Source organism: Amylibacter sp. SFDW26 (assembly GCF_009184395.1).
Lineage (GTDB): Bacteria > Pseudomonadota > Alphaproteobacteria > Rhodobacterales > Rhodobacteraceae > Amylibacter.
In genome coordinates, this window is record NZ_WEIC01000006.1 from 74918 (window position 1) to 93391 (window position 18474).

Sequence of the window (18474 nt, forward strand, 5' to 3'; positions counted from 1 at the left end):
TTTTTCAACAATTAATTAAGAGCGCCTTCAATGATAAGTCGACTATTTTCTGCCCTTTTGACCTTACCTATTTTTCTTACATCAACAGCTTACAGCCAAGGTAGTGGCGGCGAATCTGGCAGTGTGATTGCTGGTTCAAGTGCTGGAGTTGATTTAGTGAGTGCCTCAGGGCAATTAAAATATTCAGTCCCTATTTCAGTTCCAAAATTCAGGAAGCTAGAGCCAAGTCTTTCCATTAACTATAATTCAGATTTGGGGCGTCGTGCGGGAGATGGAGCCTTTGTTGGAACCGGGTGGGGTCTATCGGGATTTTCTTCTATTGAGCGTGTGTCTTCCCGTTTAGGTGCTCCCTTTTATAATCGATTTGATGCGCGTGATATTTTTGTAATTGACGGTGCGGAACTTTTAAAGTGCGATAATAGTCCTATCCAAGTTTCTGGTGTGGATACGTCTGCTTGGAATTACGCGCCAAGCCATATTGCAACAGGAAATCCTGTTGGATGTGCCGCAGGTGGAGACTTTGTAACGCTTAAAGATACCTACACAAAGATCGTTTTAGATGAAGCTACGAACGTTTTTATTGTCTATCAGAAAAACGGCACGCAAATGCGCTATGCATCCATTGATGATTTAGCGCCATCAGAATCCCTTGGTTCATCTGAGGATGTAACTGCTCATGATAATATTCGCAAACGTCGCAAATGGTTATTGCGTACTGTAACAGACACTCAGGCTACTCCAAATGTCGTAACTTATAGTTATGCTTTTGGGGACACCGCGGGTAACGCACGTCTTTCTGGCTATGCACATCGCCCAGATACAATCTCTTATGCGGGTTATACCGTTAACTTTGAATACGTAACAAATAATGTTGCTAACAGTTTTTCTACAGGTACATCATATCTAGGGCAAAACAGCCATATGTTGCGTTGGATATATACGACTGATGGGGCCACTAAAATTGCAGCCTATAATCTTTCTCAAAGCCAAAGTGGGTTAACTAAAGCGCAGGTGCTGAATTCGGTTCGTCAATATGGTAGTAATTTTACGCTTTCGGGGAACGGCCACCCAAATGTTACGAATACCTCATCTTTTCCTGCAACAACGTTTAATTATTCAAATGATGCATATAATTTAGAAGAACGTACATACCCACAGTTGGCTAGCAACCAAGGATCAAATGTTCTGGGCTGGGGCAATGGTGCTGCTGGTACTGGTACAGGCGGCCCGACTTTCCATATGAATACCGTTGCGACCGATACGGATGGTGATGGGCGTGATGAACTAATTGCTTTTCCTGAATCTGTAGACAACAATGTTGATACCTATAAGTGGTGGGTTCAACGTGCGGGTCATTACAAATTTGACGATAATAGAAACGTATCTCGTGTTAATGAATCTGACCCAGTGCGTACAGGTACCGATCAAAATGGCACTTGGCCAAAAAGCTTATTGTCACTGACACGTTGGACACCTAAAACACCTGATCCAATCGTGATATTACAATCAACATATCACCACCAAAATGCGCGTATTATTTCCACACAAGATTTGAAGCCTACTCCAAATGGGCGTTTCCCAAGTCCTTTATCGAATCCGCCAGACCCAAAACAGCTGCATGTGAACAATTCATTCTATTGGGATGCAACTAACCTTACCTTGTCTGGAAACTTCGATGAAGATCCAGATGTAGAGGTTTATCATGCTAAACGTGCATATACTGCGAACACAAGTCTTCCTCCTGAAAGTAGATATTTTTGGGATGTCGTAGCGGATCCAAATAATTCCGCTGGCGATGCTGTAGGAGTATTGAAAGAAGCCAGTGTTCAAAACTATATTAACAGTTCGACAAATGTAGTGGATGTAAGTTGTTCACATCCAAACCCTTACTGGAATGCTTTTACAAACCTTCGTGCTGTTGATGTTAATGGCGATGGTATAGATGAAATTTTCACAAGTGTAAGAATAAATAGCGGAGGGGCTTATCCTACAGATTGTATACGTGAATATACACCTGAGGGTTTTAAGAGCCGTAACCTTACCAATTCTCCAGCGTTGAATTATGCCGCGAACCCCGGTCTTGTAGGCGTTAAGGCTGTTGGATTTGGCGATGTAAACGGAGATGGTATTACTGATGCGATTACACATTCACCATATCCTGTTAATGCAGGTGAAGGATATTGGTCTCTTTATGTACGTTTAGGACATGGCGATGGCACCTTTGGAGCAGATCAAAAATGGTTTGATACTGTAGATTTTGGCGGCCAGCTGAAAAACTCTGCAGCTACTTTATATTATAATAACTCTGTTCAAGTCCGAGATGTAAATGCAGATGGTCTCGCTGACGTTATCATCAACGCAGGTCAAACTCGGGCAAGCTGGATTAGAGCATATCGCAATCATAATGGACCTGCGAAAGTTTTCCTATCAACAGGTTCTGAAACCCACGGTTTGGTCGAACATACTGGCGTTGGAAGTACGATTGATAAGTTCTCAACATCAGGTGATTTAGACGGTGATGGTCTTATTGATTTTGTGCGAGAAGATCAGATTTTGAGTGGGGCTCAAAACCCGACTATTTACTTCGGTTCTGTTGGGCATCCAAACCGTTTGAAGGGTATCACAACATCTTCTGGTGATGTGATTTCAGCAGAGTACGATGCTTCTGCCCAATTCCCGGACAATCAAGCGCCTTCCACACGCCAGGTGGTTATGAAGGTCACAACAGGTGTTAATACACCTGAACCTCGTGTCACGATGTTTGAATATTCAGGCGATAGATATGATTATGACCGCCGTAAGCCATTGGGCTTTAAAGAGGTGATGATTACTTTGCCAACTGCTAACGCAGAGGCTGCAGGTATGCTTGTTCAAAAAACCACCTATCTTAATGACACTTACGAAAACGCGGGTTTGGTTGATAAAACAGAGCTGCATTACGGCAGTACGCTTTATAACAAGGTGGAAAACACTTGGAATGTGACCGGCACCTATGAAGCCGGCCCTATCCGGATCACCAAAACGAGTGAAACAAAAACCACACGTCACGGGACTAATCTCATCAGTACTAAGATGGATTATACTTGGACGCCTTATGGCGAAGCAGAACTGATTTACGATCGTGGCTTCTTGGATACGACGCATGATGATACTTGGACAAAATACGAGTATGAGCCAAATCCATCAAAATACATCGTAAATCTTCCTAAACGTAAAATCATAGGTTCAGGTAGTAATCCAAATGCCAGTTCCACATGGCTTCAACGTGAAAACTATTATTATGATGGTCATCTTGCTGAATCTATCCAGCCAACACGAGGGAACTTGACGCAAACGAAGGTTTGGAATGGTGCTTTACCTCTTTCTGGCAGCACTTTCCGCAGGACAGCCACCTATACGCATGATGCACACGGCAACCTTCTGACCGAAACAGATGCGCGCGGATTTACGTCAACACATACCTATGAGACGTCAAAGCACCTATTCTTAACCAGTTCAACCAATGCGCTTGGGCACACAGGATCCACTGTATGGAATACGGCTTGCCAACAACCGCTGAGCCAAACAGATGCGAATAATCTGACGACAACACATGTGTATGATGCAATGTGTTTGGGCATACAAACAACAAGCCCAACTGGGCAAAACGTTTATACGACTTATCATAATTTGGGGAACCCAACGGCTCAGTATGTGCAGCGCCGCATTAAAATCCGGACGACTGCTTTTGGGCAATCTGACAGCTATGAACGTGAATATTTCAATGGGTTTGGCGAAACATATAAAACGGCTACTTCGGGTCGTCTAGCAAGCATTACCGCGGCAGGTTCTGGTGCACGTGTAAGCCTTACCAAATACGATCAACGCGGACAGAAGTTATGGGAAAGTATTCCACTGACTTGGGCTGAAGCATCGAGCAATGTTGCGCCTGCGAACAAGCGTACGACTTATATGTATGACCCGATTGGGCGCCCAACGAAGATGACTTATGCTGATGGGGCAGTACAGGAAACAACATATGGGAGTTATACAAGACAGTACCCCCGTTTAAGTTCTTCAAGTACGAATACGGTTCTTCCCTTCCAAACTATCCGTTCTACGACATGTGATTTAGGTGCCAATAAAAACCTTTGTGATTGGACCCGAAACTATATGGATTATTTCGGGAATGTTGTGATTTCTTACAGAAATGATGCGGACCTATCAGATGTAGGGCAAACACAAGTATGGCGGGCGACAGAGTATAAGTATGATCTTCTACAACGTTTGACAGATGTACGTGATCCTGGTGGTATCTCATATCAGTATACTTACGATGCTTTCGGCAATCGCATAGAATCCAAAGATCCTGGTCTTGGTAAATGGGCGCTTGAATATGACGTAAACAACAACCTGACGAAACAGACTGATGCCAAAGGTCAAACCATTCAGTTTATCTATGATGAGTTGAACCGTCCAACGCGCAAACTGGTCACAGGCGGACCTAATGGTAATGTCGCAACCTATAGTTTTTATGATGGTATAAATGGAGCAACGTCACATGGGCGTTCTGGCCATGCTTGTCGGAGAAACGCGGCGCCAACTGCTTACAACATTGGGCAAATGACATGTCAAATTGTAGAGGAAAATCACTTTTCCTATGATTACAACAAGCATGGTTTGCCAGGAAATGGCTATAATTATATTCAAAAAGACCCAGATAACCCTGCAGCGGGTGCTGAACTTGTTCGCGATCACAAGCGTTATAATTTTGATGGCAGCCTAAGATTTCAAAGTTATCAATATGTAAATGCGAGTGGTGTGCGTACTTGGGGTTGGACGCCAGAATACCAATACGACGCAGCAGGGCGCCTAGCGAAATTCGGTAACGATGTTATCGATATTAAATACGATTTGCGTGATAATCCAACAGAAGTGATCTACGGCAATGGTATGAGTGATTTGCGTCAGTATGATGCTGCACGTGGATGGTTAGACCATGTATCTATTTCAAGCCCACTGACATCAGAGACGTATTCCAAAACATATACGCGGTCTTTGAACGGGCGGGTTACATCTGTAAACGCCACTATGGATGCAGATGATCTTTCGTACATCTATGATTACACAGGCCGCTTGTTGTCTGCCACAAACACGGCTGGCCTGTCGGCACATAACCAGAGCTTCACATATGATAGTGCAGGCCGAATGCGTTCAAACTCTCATGTCGGTACATACAGCTATGCGAATGCAAGTAGTGTTGGGTCTAACGGTAATTCACCACATTCCCACGCGCCATCTTCTGTCGCTGGTCAAAACTTCACCTATGATGACAACGGCAACATGACCACAGGCTTGAACGGCAAGGTCATGACTTATGATGGGGAAAATCGCCCGCTATCTGTTGTTAATAACGGTAAGACTACAAAATATGTCTATGGACCATCTGGCGATCGTTTGATGAAAATCGAAGATGCGGATGCACCGACTGAATCTATCACAGTTTATACTGGCATATCGGAACTACGCGATTGGCAGAAACCGTCTTTGGAAGTTTTAAACTATCCGATTGGTGACATCCGTTGGAAAAACGGACCTGCTGCTGGTGCAGCTCATGAAACGGGATTTGTTCACGTCGATCAACTTGGTTCTGTCGTCGCTGTTTCTGATAATGCAGGACAGTTTGAAGTTACACGCGCCTATGCACCGTTTGGTAAAATATCTGATGAAGATAAAGCGCCAGGGGCAACCGATGAAACCAAGGGTTTCCTCGGGGAACGTTATGATGATGATAGTGAACTTCAGTATCTGAATGCACGTTACTATGATCCAGAACTGGGCATGTTCATCCAACCTGATTGGTTAGAGGTGACAGAGAATGGCGTTGGAACAAACAGGTATGCTTATTCCTTTAATGATCCTGTTAACAAACTTGATCCAAATGGTAATTTCTTCTTTGCCTTACTTGGTGCAGTTGTCAGTGGCCTTGCTGGCTCAGGGGCATTCTTTGCAACCCTATCGACCGCTTTGAGTGTTGTTGGGAGTGCCTTAACAATATTTGGCTATGGGCAGATAGTAGGCGGGGTCGTGTCTGGCAAGATATCTCTCAAGGATGCAGTCGTTGGTCTCGTTAAATCTTATGCCATCGGACAGGTCGTTGGGGCTATTTCGAAGAACATTACTGCTACAATTGCTAAGGCCGTCGATAATGGTGCTTTGCGGGCAGGGTACGCTGGTGGAGATGTAAATGCATCTAGATCAGCTATAAATCCAGTTGAGAATAATATTGCTGTAACAAAAAGTACAAGCGGACGTAAGGATGGTTTGTTTGAGAGTCTAAACCCTGCATGTAAGATATACTGTAGTCCAGGTGGAGGTCGTGGTTCGGGAAGTGCAGGTGGTACGAGTAAAGCTAATGGTGAGGGTATAAAGCCAGCACAAGGAACACGTGTAAGACCCAAAGGTATTCCCAAAACGTGGAAAGCGCGCCCAACGAGGACTAAAGGAGGAGTGGAGTACTATAATCCATTGAAACCAAATGAGAGTGTTCGAGTTATGCAGGGAAATAAAAATAGCCCGTTTAAGAATTCTCAAAGTCCATATGTTCGCCAGAGAGATAGTGGAGGTAATTATCTTAGACAAGATGGTAGTCGCGGTGTAAATAGAAGCCCAGATACGCATATTCCACTGAATAAATTTAAATTTACACCTCCGTGATTCTAATAAGGAAATGTAATGATGATAAATATAGATATAATTTGTGATAACCTTGAAGAGCTCTCATCAATCGAATTGCAAGAAAGATTGTGGCTGGGTAAAAATGATAACTTGATGTCGAGTTATACTGAAGCTGTATGTGGTCTTTTTGATGATGGTAGGATATCATTGGCCATTGAAAAAGGTTATTTACAAAAAAAATTTTCAGCCAATTTGTGTTGCAAAGTTAATAAACTACAATGTCTGGTGGATAAAATTGATGATGGTATGGAGGTAAACGCCATAATTGATCATCCAAGAATGATTGAAATAAGGAAACTTTCCAAAGAACTATTAGCTCTATTTAAAGATGAAGTATAAAATATTTGAATTGTGTATTTCCTAAGGCAAAGTGTATTTCCTAAGGCAAATATTTGTCTAAGATTACATACTACAGTGTGTTATGCGCTAGTGAATACTTTAATGTTAAGTACCCGTTTGAGGGCAGGCGCTTTAGGAAGGCTATGGCAAGATATCTCTCAAGGATGCTGTCATTGGTCTCGTTAAATCTTATGCCATAGGACAGGTCGTTGGGTCGATTTCGAAAGCCATAAGTACAACAATTTCTAAAGCAATAGACAATGGCGCGATTACCAACGGGAGTGGCTTCTCCGGTGGTGATGAAAATGATGGCCTAAACATCCGAAAGTCTACTAACGGACAAGGAGGGCCACAAACTTTTGCTGAACGTAGCCGACTTATGGGAACTGCAAGAGAGTTAGCCCCAGCAACCATTACTAATGGAGCAGGTATATTGAGCGGGGGTAGTATTATTAAAAATGTTGGCACGTTCTTGTCTAAAAAACTTGGTTCAAAAACACTCTTTCGTGTTGTCGATGGAGATGAGTTAGCGGATATTAGAAAGTCAGGTGTTTTCCGAGGAGGAACATTTGATGAAGGTAAACAATTTGTCGAATCGTTGACTGATGCTAAAAATTTACAACAAGCTTTCAAGAGGTTTTTTGGTGGAACACAAACTATTGTAAGAGCAAAAGTACCAAATTCTGTCCTTAATGCTTCTCATAGAGGACCGTTTGCTGATATCCCGAATGGTATTGCTGTAACAATACCAAGAAGTCAATTAGATCGCTTGAAACCAAAGGTGAAATAATGAAAAAAGTTGATAATTATGTGGATAAAATAGCACATCTTCAGCTCGTTGAAGATAACGATATAATACCCGAAGATGGTATTAACTCTAATAGAATAAGAGTTGAAATAATTGATCATTTGAAGAAAGATGAAAGGCGGTTATCAGAAGTGCTAATTTTAGGAGAATTACCATGGTATCGTGGAGAGATTCGCGAAGTAATTCTACGTGTGGCCTCAGATGATTTTCTAAACCATATTAAACGACATCATCCCATTATCACGGTATTTAGAGGCCCATATATTATAGGGGAACTTAAGTTTATAGAAAAGCGGGTGCATAGTGAGATGCTAAAACAGTATTTATAATACAGATCCTTCCGTTTAAGTTTCTTTCCCATTCCGCGTTACTAACTCATAATTTAAACTTCTTCCCGTAGCGCCAACATTATTACATTTTGCACAACCCACCCCTGAACATTTAGCGCAGGTATGTATGTCCAATGATTGTCCAAGAACACCTCGTAAAACAGCATCAATTAAATATTCTGCCACGCCTAAATCCAGCAATCTTGTTTTGGCTTGGCTTGCAGAATTTGTGTGCAGAGTTGATAAAACCAACCGCCCAACCAAAGCTGCACGACATGCCATTTCTGCCGTTTCAGCATCCCTGATTTCCCCGATTAAAATAATGTTTGGGTCTTGGCGTAATATGGATCTTAAAGCGGATGCAAAAGTTAAACCAACGGCTTCGTTAACCTGTACTTGATTGACGCCAGTTAGATTGTATTCAATCGGGTCTTCAATCGTGAATATCTTGCGATCGGATGTGTTTAACTCGTTTAAGGCTGTATAGAGCGTTGTTGTTTTACCGCTACCCGTGGGCCCCGTTACCAAAAACAACCCGCTAGGTTGGGATAATATATTTTGCACTTTTATGACGTCAGGTTTTTGAAACCCCAATACATCCCAATCTAGTTTAACGGCATTTTGATTGAGAATACGTATCACAGCACTTTGGCCGTATTGGGTTGGTAAGATAGACAATCTAAAATCAATATTATGCCCTTTGAACGTAAACGGTATGCGTCCATCTTGTGGTTTTCTACGCTCAGAAATATTGAGATTGGCAAGGTATTTTAAGCGCGAAATAATCGCATCTGAAGGGAGACTGTCATTCACTGCCTCTTCTTTTAAAACACCATCAATGCGGAACCTTATTTTCAACCCAAACTGTGTGCTTTCAAAATGTATATCAGAGGCTTTTGTGTCTACGGCTTTAGAGAGTATTTGATGAAGATAACTTATGACAGGCGCTTCATTTGCCAACGCTTTAAGGTCAGCCTTGTCTGTTTCTTTTGTTGTTATGTCTGTGTTTGGCAAAAAGGTTATAAGTTGTTCGCGAATGCGCTCGCTTGTACATAAAATGAGCTCAATGGGACGGTCCAGAGCGAATGTAATCATTTCTAATGTAGATGTATCTAAGGGTTCAGCCGTTGCAATGATTTGACATCCTTTGCCACCCAGAAGTGGAAATATATTGTTTTGCTTAATATAGTCTGCGGTTAACTCTTTGATCGTTTCAAAGTCAGGCTCGAGTTGTGTAAGTTGATCAACAAAGGGCACATTCATTGCTGTGGCATATGATTTCAAAATATCAACTTCGGACAATGTTCCAGACCGTTTTAAAAGGCGATCAATTGAAACGCCTTCTGACTTTGCCACAGAAGATAAAGTTTCTAATTGTTGCTTTGAAATGTTTTTTTGCTTTAAAAGTTGGTTGGTTAAATTTTGCGAAAGAGTATGATGGTCAATTTTGTAAGATAATGTAGTCTCTGTGCTAGACATATGCGCTGATACCCGTCAAATTTAACCTGAATTCTTATACTAAGGACTATTTAAACTTTGCGGAAACTTGTCAATCTTTGGCACCATTGGGCAGATGGTTTTTTGGAATATGTACCAAGCTGGTTAACATCTCCTAGCTTTAAAGCCGTAAAACCACTGGCCGTGCAAATTGTGGATCTTGAACAGTTTTTCGCTAACCCCGTTGAGACGATTGAAGCCAGTACTCAATTGGGTATCAATGAGCTTAAAGGGCGTGCAATTGATGTGACGCTGTCTATTGAAAATGTGCTGGAACGAAATGTTCATTTACCGAATATTCCAGAAAAGCATGTGCCAAAAGCATTGCAAACAAATTTACAAAAAGCGTCACCTATATCCGTTGACGAACTCACATGGCGCCAAGCGGATAATAAAGGGGACTTAGGCAAGGCATATTACAAACAACTGGTGCTTAAAAATGAGCGATTGGTTCTGTTGGAAAAAACGATTGATGCGATTGGCCTGCGTTTAAGAAAGGTTGCTGTTGGTTCAGCGAAAAAAACATTCATTGATTATTCCAGCACGTTTAGCCGCCCGCATCGGTTTTGGTTAGGTGTAAATATAGCGTTGCTTATGGCTTTTTGTGGTTGGTGGGGGCTATCCCAATACAAGCAATTGGAAATGTTGAGAAGCGTAACATCTGATATCAGAAGTGACATCACAGAATTAGAAACGCTTGCTGTAAAACGGTTTAAAGAACATCAAGAATATACCGAAGCGCAAGAGAATGCATTTCGGTTGGAAAAAAATTTGCAGATTGGGAAAAATCGAACGCAACTGCTGGAGAATTTGACTGCCTTTTTTGATGATGGATCTTGGGTCTCTGAAATGTCTATTAAAGGCCCAATCGTTTCATTAAATGGATTTTCGGTCAATGACGTCCCAGGTATAATTTCAAACTTAAAGCAAGAGAGTTGGGTGGCTGACGCTAAATTGATCTCGTCAATTTCAGGGGCAGTAAGCTCAAATTCAAAACGGTTTCAAATAGAAATTAGGGTTCAATAATATGACGCGCTCTCTTTATATATTTGCACCTCTTTTTACAGTCATATGTATTATTTGGACAGCAGGTTATTTACCTTTAAAATCGGCGATAAATCATGAATTAAAGTACCATGATAGTTTAATTTTAAAACGAGAGGATATCGCAAAACGTTTAAGGGCTTTGCCACAAGGCGAACCTTCGACAAAAACACCCTATATTTGGGGTGATGGACCTAAAGACCTTGGGCAGGCCGTTTTAAATCTGCAATCTGCTGTTTCTGAAATAGCTTCACAGCATCAAATTCCAGAGCTGTTATTAGGCCCAAATGGGACGGCTAATGATGGTAACGTTACAAAGTTCCTTGTGGATTTTGAAACTGAAACCAGCTTGAGACAAGCCGTAGCGATGCTTGCTCAATTGGAGCAATATGATCCTCCAATAGGGGTTCAGTCACTTGATATAAGACATATCTCTACATTTAACCAAAACACTACGGATGTGAATGTATATATGCGTCTTACGCTTTGGGGGTGGGTGTCTCAAAATGAAGAGTAAAATTGGAAATTTCATACCCCCTTTGCTGACGGTATTTATTGGGGCAATCCTTTATAGTGTTTGGCCTGAACCAGCAGGCATGCTTCAAGGCCAAGTTACGCACGTGGATGTTCAAAGGAATGTTGAACAGATAGAAGAGCCTATCAAACATGAGGAATTTGCACCTGAGGAAAGCAATCTGGCGAAAATTCTAGATAGACCTTTGTTTTCAGAAACGCGACGTAACCCTGAGATAAAAAACGAACAAGAGCCTCAAGAGCCAGACGAAGCTTTTGTTGCTATTCCAGAACAAGAAACCTCAGAGCCTGTAAAGGTTCCTCCTCCAGATGTTGAGTTCTTAGGTATCATGAAACGCGGCGAAAAGCTCTCAGCGCTGCTACGCTCAAATGGTGTTGATGAGTGGCATCAACGTGGAAATATTGTTATGGATTGGGAAATTACTGAGATCAAAAATGATGCAGTAACCTTTGTGAATGCAGAAGAAGAAATAACTATCAAAATTCGACACTAATTGCTATTGTTATGCTAAAAACAGGCATGATATGAACAAGGTAATTTTACTACTGACACTTCTGATAGTGTCAGCGTGTATTTCAGACCAAGCAAAAGACTCACCAAGTCGTTTTGGATCAGATACTTTTAGAACAAAAAATGACACAATTTCCAAACAAATCCTTGGTCAGCGCGGTCAAGGCCAACAAACAAAAGGTCGTAAAGCGCTATCACGGGGAAGCGATGAGTTTATTAACAATGACGCTTTAAAGAACAGCGGTAAAAGTGCTGCAATTGTAGTACCTGCAGGTCGTGATAAAGTCGAAATGAACCTCATAAATGCAAGCATACCTGCAGCGGCTCAAGCTGTTTTAGGAGATACTTTAAAAGTACCCTTCGTTGTTTCTGATGCTGTAAATGGCCGTGTGACTGTGCAAACAACAGGGGCAATTCCTCAATCTGCGTTATTGGATCTTTTTGAGATTACTTTACGTGCAAATGGCGCACGCATGGAAAAAGAAGGCAAGGTGATAAAAATACTTCCTGGCAAACAGGGAACGCGACGCTTTGTGTCTTCGAGAGATAGCAGTGCAATAAGTGGTGATGCGATTGTTGTTGCACCATTGCAATTTATTTCTGCAAGTCAAATGTTCCAGCTTTTAAAACCAACAATTGAAGATGGTTTGAAGGTGGATGTTGATAAAAAACGCAATCTATTGCTTTTATCTGGTGACAGGCCTGCACTGGAGGCTGGTTTGGATGCTATTAATCTCTTTGATGTTAATATTATGAGGGGGAAATCAATAGCATTGGTGAATTTAGATGCGGCAGACCCCGAAGCTGTTGTTAAAGAATTGAATTTGATTTTTGAAACAGGGTCGGGAGGCTCTTTAGAAGATGTTGTAGAGTTTGTCCCGAACCCGAGACTGAGATCTATTTTGGTTATTACATCCAGATCTAAATACCTAGCTGAAGCGCAGCGTTGGATAAGAGATCTTGATCGCACAGCTGGTAATGCCAATCGCTATGCGGAAATATATGAATTACAAAATCGTAGCGCTTCCGATCTTGCACCCGTTTTAGCGGGCCTCTTAGGGGTTGCAAGCAGCAGTGACTATTCTTCAACACTTGAAACAACAGGAGAAGGAGCCATTGAGCCAGTTTCTTTGGATTTAGAGAACGATCAAATACAAGTTCTTGCAGATGATGCACGTAATGCGATCATTGCACGTGCTTTGAAAAACGAGCATCAAGAAATCAGACGATTGATAAACCGATTAGATAGCTCTGCAAAACAAGTTCTTATTGAAGTCACTCTGGCTGAGGTCACATTGAATGATGAGCTTAATCTTGGTGTGCGTTGGTATTTGCAAAGTGGGAACTTCACCAATACGTTCTCTGATGTAACTTCAGGTGCAGTAGCATCTACATTCCCAGGATTTTCAACATTGTTTACGGCAAATAGCGCTCAAGCGGCTATTAATGCTTTATCCAGTGTAACCGATGTAAAAGTGATCTCATCACCTACATTAACTGTGTTGGATAATAAAGAAGCTGAATTGCAAATTGGGGATCAAGTGCCAATTGCAACGCGCAGCTCACAATCTACAATAGATCCTAATGCACCGATTGTCAGCACAATCGAGTACCGTGATACGGGTGTTATCATGCGGGTTAAACCGCGTATTGGTAAAGGTGGACGTGTTGTCATGGAAATTGAACAAGAGGTAAGTGATGTGGCCAATACTACAACTTCAGGTATTGATTCACCAACCATAAGGCAGCGAGAAATTAAAACCAGTGTTGTTGTACAAAATGGAGATACGCTGGCTTTAGGTGGTATTATCCAAGAACAGAAAAATTCGACGACATCGAAAGTTCCAGGTGCAGGTGATATCCCACTTCTAGGAGCATTGTTTAGAAATAAGAGTAAGACCGCTGCAAGAACAGAATTGCTGATCTTGATCCGTCCAACTGTTATTAATGATGTTGGCGATAGCCGTGCAGTTACACAGCATTGGCGCGAAAAATTGAAGAATTCAAATCATATTATTAATTCAGGATTAGGGTCGCCAAAGCATACTTTGGCTGATGTCTTAGACTAAGATGACAGAGTTCCATTACTTAGCTTTTGATGGTGCAGGCAAAGAGCGCAAGGCTACAGTGGAAGCGTCATCAAAAGCTGAGGCAATACTGCTGATAGAAGCTGAAGGTCTAACGCCTATTGATGTTTCAGAGATGACATCTCATCAAGGTAGTATTTGGACACGTGATATAGCGTTTTTTTCAAAGACAATATCTGATAAAGATCAAGCTAATCTGGCGGAATTACTTGCGAACCTATTCTCGGCCCAATTGTCTATACAAGATGTTTTGACAATTGCGCAGGATTCCAATGTGCCAAAAAATGTCAGGGTGTTTCTAAAGCAGGTCCAAGAAAAGCTGATACGCGGTGTGTCAATTGGAGAGGCATTTAATGCAAGTAATGGTGTGATTTCAAAAGAATTTGCAACTTTTGTAAGTATTGGAGATGCTTCAAATAATATGAGCAGCGTCATGATGGATGCGGCCCATTTGTATAAAAAACGCTATGAGACTTCTGCAAAGATTAAATCTGCCCTTGTTTACCCTGCGATCCTTTTGCTTGCATCGATGGCACTCATTTTAATGCTTATATTTTTTCTTGTTCCAACTCTTAGCCCTATTTTTGTTGCAGCAAATATACCACCGCCATTCTTATTTGCGTTTGTAAATAACCTTCAAACAAGTTTAAGTGCGTGGTGGCATATGTTTGTTGTTGTTTCTGTTTCTATTGGCATTTTACTGTATTTGATTAGTCAACTTGATGGGCCTCAAAGAATACTGAGAGATATGAAATATAAGATACCTATATTTGGTGAAATTTATTTACTAAGCCAGTTGTCATCAGATTGCCGCTTTTTATCGTTGTTGTTGGGAGGAGGAGCAAACTTACCCTTGGCATTAAATCAGGTGAGCACTGATCGCAAACCAGACGTTATTCAAAATATGTATCAAAATGTATTAGAAAGTTTACGGGAAGGCTCTACGTTTCTTGTGAATATTCAGGACAAAGAAATACTCCCCAAAGAGTATATTACGTTTATTGGTTTGGCAGAACGTACAAATAACTGGGGTATAATACTTAAAAACCTTGCAACAGTTTTAGAAGTTAAAGTGGAGCAAAAACGTGGCAAGCTGCTGCAAGTTATGACGCCAGCAATAACTTTGATAGTTGGGGTCTCAATCGGGTTCTTGGTCTATTCTGTTATCGATGCCATTTTACAAATCAATGACCTCGCGTTTCAATCATAAAAGCCAAAGTGGAGTAACGCTTTTAGAAACGCTTTTTGCGTTAGCAATCTTTATTCTTATTGTGGTCATTGCGGGGCAATCCTATCAAAGATATTCTGACCGAAATGCGCGCGTAGATATTAATGTTGTTTACATTGAAAGTACTGTCCAAAGTCTCAGGCTCAGGTCGATTGCGAAAGGTGAGCAACAGATAATGTTTGTGAATGAAGTCATTGGGACAGATAATAGGCAATGTCAGACAAATCAGAACGCACCTATAATATTTTATGCAAACGGGATCGTTTCATCAGATCCTATTTGTATTTTACTTTCAGATGATAAGGAAAAAACAATTGTGATTGATTGGATGACGGGAGAATTGAAATATTGAGTTTGCGTCATAAAGAGAAAGGGTTTTCATTGTTGGAAACATTAGTTGCTTTTGCTTTAGCAACAATGGTTCTTGCAATATTTTATAAAACCACTGGTGTGACATTAACTCAATCACATAAAGCTTTATCAGAGCATCAGCGACTGCAATTGGCTGAATCGATTTTAGATGAGTATTTAATCGTCCCTGACACTGCACTCAAAGGTCGTTTTGATGGTAGGTGGGAATGGCAAATTTCCACAAGCATTGTAGAAGGTCTGCCTCAGACAAAATATGATAGGCTTGTGCGGATAGAAGAAGTTTCAATCACTGTATCGGAGGTTTCGGCACCAAGTCAGAAAACAACACTTTCAACAGAACGTATTGTACGAAAATGATGTCAAATAATTCCCAATCTGGCTTTAGTTATCTTGAAATGCTTATATCTCTGGCTCTTTTGGCAGTTATTTCTGTTGGCCTTGCGAGCTCGCTAGATTTTGGCCGTCAAGTTTGGTTGCGAGCGGATACATATTCAAACATTGAAACAACAGTAATGCTGCGCAATATTGTGAAAGAATGGGTGGAAGAAATCGAGGATTCTTCAAATGTAACTGGGACATCTGAAACTATGGATTTTGTTATTTACCCAAAGATTGTTCCAAACCCTAAAGTTACTCAATTGAAGATCTCATTGTTCAAAAGCAATATCTCTCTAGGTGATGCATTAATGTTTTCTGCAAGGGGATATGATCTGGATGGAAATACTGTTTTTCAAGATCAACGTGCTCTTAAAGATGGTCTAATAGACATCAACATCCAGTATTATGGAAATACACATCCAAACACTTCAAAAGAGTGGCACAGTGCGTGGGATCATAAACAAGGCACACTTGATTTGATTAAAGTCACGGCTCAAACAAACTCAGGGGCAGTATTTATCCCCTTTACAGCCCGAGTGGGCAAAACAGCGCGTTATAAGAAAATATCAGCGTCTTCTTTGGTGCCGCCAGATTGACCATCTCGCCCAAGTGAAAACAGGTCAAAGTCTTTATCTTGACCAGGAAAGCGGAAAATGTAGCGTCTTCCCCATGGGTCTTTGATGCCATCTTCGCTATCCAAATAAGGGCCATTCCACCCTTTTAATTGGTCTGGTGCGCTTAACAAAAGATTTAAACCTTCAGCCTCATTTGGATAACGGCCTATATCAATATAAAGAAGTTGCAATGCACCTTTAATATTTGCCATTTGAATTGTCGCGGATTGACTTTTTGCGCGCCCGAAATAGTCAAGAATTCGCGGGGCAACGAGCCCCATAATCATCCCGATGATCGCGAGTACCACTAATATTTCAATCAAAGAAATTCCTGCTGATGCTTTTGTTTTTCTGCGGGTCATTTCGATATCCTATAATACTGGTCCAAAGAGCCAAATGTAAAACGTTGAAAAGGCCAAGAAAGGCCCGAAAGGTATATACCTTTCATCTTTTTTATTACTTAATCTGTTAACACATAAAGTGGCTAAAATGCCAATGATTGATGCTAGAAAAATTACATTGATCACGCCAATTAGACCAACCCATAATCCACAACCAAAGATGAATTTTGTATCGCCCATACCCAGGCCATCATAACCTCGCAATCGGCGAAAAATAATAGATATTGTCCAGAATAGTAGGGCTGCTACACAGCCTGCAATCATATGAGGAATTAACCGATCGGGGTAATGCCATAATAGAAACATAAGCCCTGATAATGCTATGCCAATATTTGCTATGTCAGGAATGACGAGATGTTCTAGATCGGTTATAGTAAGCCAGATCAGCCAGGGTATTAATACCATTGAACCAATGATAACAAAATAAGGGGGGGCGGCGATGAGCAAACATCCCAAATATAATACCGATAAGACCCCGACTAAACTTACACGTTGCTTTGTCGACAAGGATGCTGGGTTTTCTTTAATCACGGTTTTATTCAGCCTTATGATTATTATGTCGATGATGGCAGCCATCTCAGGTGCATTTCTAAAACCGCAACTTACGTTGCGGGCCCAAGCAAAGTCGAGCCAAAAGAACACGATTGTAGAAAAAGGTTATACCAGAATAAGCCTACTTGCTGGGGAGGCTATGCTGAACAAAGGTAAGTCAGATCGTGACGATATTCCGAAATTAGATGGAACTGAGTTTAAGATTGTTATTGATGGAGAACCACTTTTTTATCGTCTTTATGATCAAGAAGGGTTTATTGATCTCAACTTATCACCGCCAAAATTGCTAGAGCTTTATTTTAATCGTTTGGGTTTGGGAGTGGAGTTCACCCGTAATTTCTTGGAAAGCCGAACTCAAAAACCTGAAACGTCAACGATGATGTTTAAGCAAAAATTGAAGTTATTGAATAGGTTGGATGATCCGATGGCTGACTTCATAGTGATAGGGTCTGAACAAAGTCGCTTATCTTATAAGAATACTCCCGTAGCACTTCTGAGTTTTTTAGCTAATAATAACGGAAATAGGGATGAGTTGATTGGTATTATTGGTCGGCATTTCTTTACATCAGGTAGAGCTGAAAATGTTGTTTTGAAATAGATAAGTAAAGTATCATAAGCTAAATAATTGGGAAATATACTAATCTTACAACCTCCGTTTTTAGACTAATGAAAACAAAACTCAGCACAGCACTAAATTAAGATATTTACTCCATCGACAAGGCGACAGCCATGTGGACATTTGGGACGAACGTCCAGGGGCGACGCGCTGTATGAAATCTAATAGGGTTCTTGATTGGATTCTGTCACATCCAAATGATGATGCTGGGGGTGTTTGAGTTTATTTTAGTCGCTTTATCATAATTTCCATTATGTGGCTTATGGGAGTTTTAATTTCTATGGTCACTTATTTTATATCTTAATATTTAAATATGAGTGCTTTTAATATTAATCAAAGGCAAACTTATGTGCCCATAAAGGCAAGAGTAGTGTGTCATTCATTTTCCTGTTCTAATAAAATCGATCACTTAGAAAGTACAAAAAGGCAAAGCCTTTTGGATGCAGA

The 18474-nt window shown here is 41.1% G+C and carries 16 protein-coding genes; 13 read left to right on the plus strand and 3 right to left on the minus strand.

Annotated elements, in window-relative coordinates:
* Positions 1 to 30 precede the first annotated feature (30 nt).
* The 4 genes from F9L33_RS14905 to F9L33_RS14920 all read left to right on the plus strand — a co-directional run bounded on the left by F9L33_RS14905 (position 31) and on the right by F9L33_RS14920 (position 8193).
* Positions 31 to 6696: an RHS repeat-associated core domain-containing protein gene (locus tag F9L33_RS14905; protein WP_152143607.1), complete on the plus strand. Its 6666-nt coding sequence runs from the start codon at positions 31 to 33 to the stop codon at positions 6694 to 6696.
* Between the two features lie 18 nt (positions 6697 to 6714).
* Positions 6715 to 7056: a hypothetical protein gene (locus tag F9L33_RS14910; RefSeq protein WP_152143608.1), complete on the plus strand. Its 342-nt coding sequence runs from the start codon at positions 6715 to 6717 to the stop codon at positions 7054 to 7056.
* Between the two features lie 379 nt (positions 7057 to 7435).
* Entirely contained in the window at positions 7436 to 7846 is a 411-nt protein-coding gene (locus F9L33_RS14915) for a hypothetical protein (protein WP_152143609.1), read from the plus strand.
* Positions 7846 to 8193 (plus strand): hypothetical protein, encoded by a 348-nt coding sequence (locus F9L33_RS14920; RefSeq protein ID WP_152143610.1) that lies wholly within the window; start codon positions 7846 to 7848, stop codon positions 8191 to 8193. Before F9L33_RS14915 ends, F9L33_RS14920 begins: the two co-directional genes overlap by 1 nt.
* Before the next feature lie 15 nt (positions 8194 to 8208).
* Here F9L33_RS14920 and F9L33_RS14925 read toward each other — a convergent pair whose 3' ends face one another.
* Complete coding sequence (locus tag F9L33_RS14925) at positions 8209 to 9672, minus strand: GspE/PulE family protein (protein ID WP_152143611.1); 1464 nt, start codon at positions 9670 to 9672, stop codon at positions 8209 to 8211.
* 57 nt (positions 9673 to 9729) lie between these two features.
* Here F9L33_RS14925 and F9L33_RS14930 point away from each other — a divergent pair, with 57 nt between their 5' ends.
* From F9L33_RS14930 to F9L33_RS14965, 8 genes are read left to right on the plus strand one after another with little or no spacing between them, the layout of a single operon-like run.
* Positions 9730 to 10716 (plus strand): PilN domain-containing protein, encoded by a 987-nt coding sequence (locus tag F9L33_RS14930; RefSeq protein WP_152143612.1) that lies wholly within the window; start codon positions 9730 to 9732, stop codon positions 10714 to 10716.
* A gap of 1 nt (position 10717) precedes the next feature.
* Positions 10718 to 11251: a GspMb/PilO family protein gene (locus F9L33_RS14935; protein WP_152143613.1), complete on the plus strand. Its 534-nt coding sequence runs from the start codon at positions 10718 to 10720 to the stop codon at positions 11249 to 11251.
* Complete coding sequence (locus F9L33_RS14940; RefSeq protein WP_152143614.1) at positions 11241 to 11762, plus strand: hypothetical protein; 522 nt, start codon at positions 11241 to 11243, stop codon at positions 11760 to 11762. The genes F9L33_RS14935 and F9L33_RS14940 overlap by 11 nt, the downstream gene beginning before the upstream one ends.
* 31 nt (positions 11763 to 11793) lie before the next feature.
* Positions 11794 to 13848 carry a type II secretion system secretin GspD gene (gene gspD, locus F9L33_RS14945; protein WP_152143615.1) on the plus strand — a complete coding sequence of 685 codons (2055 nt, stop codon included), beginning with the start codon at positions 11794 to 11796 and terminating at the stop codon, positions 13846 to 13848.
* Between the two features lies 1 nt (position 13849).
* Positions 13850 to 15076 (plus strand): type II secretion system F family protein, encoded by a 1227-nt coding sequence (locus tag F9L33_RS14950; RefSeq protein ID WP_152143616.1) that lies wholly within the window; start codon positions 13850 to 13852, stop codon positions 15074 to 15076.
* Positions 15054 to 15446: a type II secretion system protein gene (locus F9L33_RS14955; RefSeq protein WP_152143617.1), complete on the plus strand. Its 393-nt coding sequence runs from the start codon at positions 15054 to 15056 to the stop codon at positions 15444 to 15446. Before F9L33_RS14950 ends, F9L33_RS14955 begins: the two co-directional genes overlap by 23 nt.
* Positions 15443 to 15823 (plus strand): prepilin-type N-terminal cleavage/methylation domain-containing protein, encoded by a 381-nt coding sequence (locus tag F9L33_RS14960; protein ID WP_193222070.1) that lies wholly within the window; start codon positions 15443 to 15445, stop codon positions 15821 to 15823. The genes F9L33_RS14955 and F9L33_RS14960 overlap by 4 nt, the downstream gene beginning before the upstream one ends.
* Positions 15824 to 15861: 38 nt before the next feature.
* The gene (locus tag F9L33_RS14965; RefSeq protein ID WP_193222071.1) at positions 15862 to 16440 is read left to right on the plus strand and encodes a hypothetical protein; all 579 of its coding nucleotides are present in this window, start codon (positions 15862 to 15864) and stop codon (positions 16438 to 16440) included.
* Here the strand turns inward: F9L33_RS14965 and gspG are convergent.
* Positions 16398 to 16820, minus strand: coding sequence for a type II secretion system major pseudopilin GspG (gspG, locus tag F9L33_RS14970; protein WP_152143620.1), 423 nt, complete (start codon positions 16818 to 16820; stop codon positions 16398 to 16400). The genes F9L33_RS14965 and gspG overlap by 43 nt on opposite strands.
* Positions 16821 to 16829: 9 nt before the next feature.
* Entirely contained in the window at positions 16830 to 17435 is a 606-nt protein-coding gene (locus F9L33_RS14975; protein WP_152143621.1) for an A24 family peptidase, read from the minus strand.
* Here F9L33_RS14975 and F9L33_RS14980 point away from each other — a divergent pair.
* Positions 17422 to 18009, plus strand: a complete 588-nt coding sequence (locus F9L33_RS14980) for a hypothetical protein (RefSeq protein ID WP_152143622.1) — start codon at positions 17422 to 17424, stop codon at positions 18007 to 18009. The genes F9L33_RS14975 and F9L33_RS14980 overlap by 14 nt on opposite strands.
* Positions 18010 to 18474: the final 465 nt, after the last annotated feature.

Excerpts from the sequence above, each read along its gene's own strand:
- F9L33_RS14980 (WP_152143622.1), top strand. The coding sequence starts at position 17,422 with ATGATGGCAGCCATCTCAGGTGCATTTCTAAAACCGCAACTTACGTTG.
- F9L33_RS14910 (WP_152143608.1), top strand. The coding sequence starts at position 6,715 with ATGATGATAAATATAGATATAATTTGTGATAACCTTGAAGAGCTCTCA.
- F9L33_RS14940 (WP_152143614.1), top strand. The coding sequence starts at position 11,241 with ATGAAGAGTAAAATTGGAAATTTCATACCCCCTTTGCTGACGGTATTT.
- F9L33_RS14975 (WP_152143621.1), bottom strand. The coding sequence starts at position 17,435 with ATGGCTGCCATCATCGACATAATAATCATAAGGCTGAATAAAACCGTG.
- gspG (WP_152143620.1), bottom strand. The coding sequence starts at position 16,820 with ATGACCCGCAGAAAAACAAAAGCATCAGCAGGAATTTCTTTGATTGAA.
- gspD (WP_152143615.1), top strand. The coding sequence starts at position 11,794 with ATGAACAAGGTAATTTTACTACTGACACTTCTGATAGTGTCAGCGTGT.
- F9L33_RS14905 (WP_152143607.1), top strand. The coding sequence starts at position 31 with ATGATAAGTCGACTATTTTCTGCCCTTTTGACCTTACCTATTTTTCTT.
- F9L33_RS14920 (WP_152143610.1), top strand. The coding sequence starts at position 7,846 with ATGAAAAAAGTTGATAATTATGTGGATAAAATAGCACATCTTCAGCTC.
- F9L33_RS14950 (WP_152143616.1), top strand. The coding sequence starts at position 13,850 with ATGACAGAGTTCCATTACTTAGCTTTTGATGGTGCAGGCAAAGAGCGC.
- F9L33_RS14965 (WP_193222071.1), top strand. The coding sequence starts at position 15,862 with ATGCTTATATCTCTGGCTCTTTTGGCAGTTATTTCTGTTGGCCTTGCG.
- F9L33_RS14935 (WP_152143613.1), top strand. The coding sequence starts at position 10,718 with ATGACGCGCTCTCTTTATATATTTGCACCTCTTTTTACAGTCATATGT.
- F9L33_RS14955 (WP_152143617.1), top strand. The coding sequence starts at position 15,054 with ATGACCTCGCGTTTCAATCATAAAAGCCAAAGTGGAGTAACGCTTTTA.
- F9L33_RS14915 (WP_152143609.1), top strand. The coding sequence starts at position 7,436 with ATGGGAACTGCAAGAGAGTTAGCCCCAGCAACCATTACTAATGGAGCA.
- F9L33_RS14925 (WP_152143611.1), bottom strand. The coding sequence starts at position 9,672 with ATGTCTAGCACAGAGACTACATTATCTTACAAAATTGACCATCATACT.